Raw genomic sequence first — 1,531 nt, 5'->3', positions numbered from 1 at the left:
ATGTTGACCAACACGCCGGATGTCTTGAACGAAACCACGGCTGATCTGGCTTTCGCCCTGATCCTCGCCACAGCGAGACGCATTCCTGAGCTTGATGCGTGGACGAAAGAGGGGAACTGGACGAATACCATCGACGCATCCCATTTTGGGAGTGACGTGCATGGAAAGACCTTGGGCATTATCGGCCTGGGCAAAATCGGAGAGGCCATCGCCCGCAGAGGTTGGTTTGGTTTCGGCATGAACATCTTGTACAGCGGCAACAGTCGTAAACCAAAGCTGGAACAAGAGCTCGGTGCGAGGTTCGTCTCGTAAGAAACGCTTTTAAGCGAGTCTGATTTTGTTTGCCCGGTCGTGCCCTTGACGGACGAAACGAGAAACCTCATCGGACGCAGAGAGCTAGCGTTGATGGGCGCGGAGAGTATTTTGATCAACGTTTCTAGTGGCCCTGTGGTTGATCAGGACGCACTCATTCAAGCGCTTGAAGAAAAGACGATACGAGCAGCTGGTTTAGATGTTTATGTGAAAGAGCCGCTGGCGAGTTCAAGGCTTTTCAAATTGAGTAATTGCATGGACTTGACCAACTGTTTGCATTCGACTTGACCAGCACACGCTGTAGTGACGACCGGCAGAGAACTGCCCATAGCTGCCCGTAGAATCAGACTGCAACCGGCCGTAGTCACCTGCAAGCAGCGGTTCGTAACTGTATCCCCATGCGAAGCTCGGCCATTGAAATTATGAAGGCTGCAAAGCACCCTATCAGGACGCAGTAAAGGTATTTTCCATCGGCCAGCGCATTTCCAGATATTCAGTCAAATAATTCATAAAAGCTTTGACCTTGGGTGTGATGGCGGCGCGCTCCTGGACGCATACATAAATATCGAGCGGTTCAGCGTAGGCATAAGTTGAAGCGTGGCGATGTTCAAACAGAGGAACGAGTTGGCCCCTTTCGATATAGGGCGCCGCCACGAACTCTGCCAAGCGGGTAATTCCCGCGCCGTGGATGGCCATTTGGGCTAGAGCATCAATATCGTCGCTGATTGTGGTCGCATTGAGATTAGCGTCGTAACGTTGCCCATCCCGGATAAAACCCCAACGTAGAAAGCGTCCGTCTAGCGGGTAGCGAAACGCTAGACAGGCGTGGTGTTGGAGTTCTTCAGGGGAGCGTGGCCAGCCCACTCGTTCCAAATAGGTGGGCGACGCGCAGATGATAAAAGGGACTGAAACGATCTTGCGAGCGACGATCCCCTCTTCTAGTTGTGGTTTGATCCGCAGGCTCAGATCAATGCCTTCTTGAATATGATTAATTTTGCGATCTGTGGTTGAAAGTTCAAGTATCAGGTGTGGGTAACGTGCAGCGAAGCCGGCGATTAGTGATGCCAACACATGCCGCCCGAAAGCGGAGGTAGAAGCGATGCACAGTCGCCCTTGGAGTTGAGTCTGCGTACTGATGATCGCGCTTTGCGCCGATTCGAGATCATGCGCTATGCGTTTCACTTTTTCGTAGTACACCACGCCGCTTTCAGTTAACGCC

Annotated in this window: 1 protein-coding gene and 1 pseudogene; one reads left to right on the top strand and one right to left on the bottom strand. The window is 52.3% G+C overall.

All coding sequences use genetic code 11. The features are described from left to right. Positions 1-576, top strand: a pseudogene (locus tag AC1DVH_RS30920) (NAD(P)-dependent oxidoreductase); the annotation flags it as partial. 180 nt (positions 577-756) lie between these two features. Here the strand turns inward: AC1DVH_RS30920 and AC1DVH_RS30915 are convergent. Beyond that, positions 757-1,531: substrate binding domain-containing protein (locus AC1DVH_RS30915; protein WP_477756989.1), on the bottom strand; the 775-nt coding region annotated here is incomplete at its 5' end.

The organism is Pseudomonas sp. P4_C3 (assembly GCF_056402075.1).
This window is presented reverse-complemented; position numbering and strand designations above follow the sequence as displayed.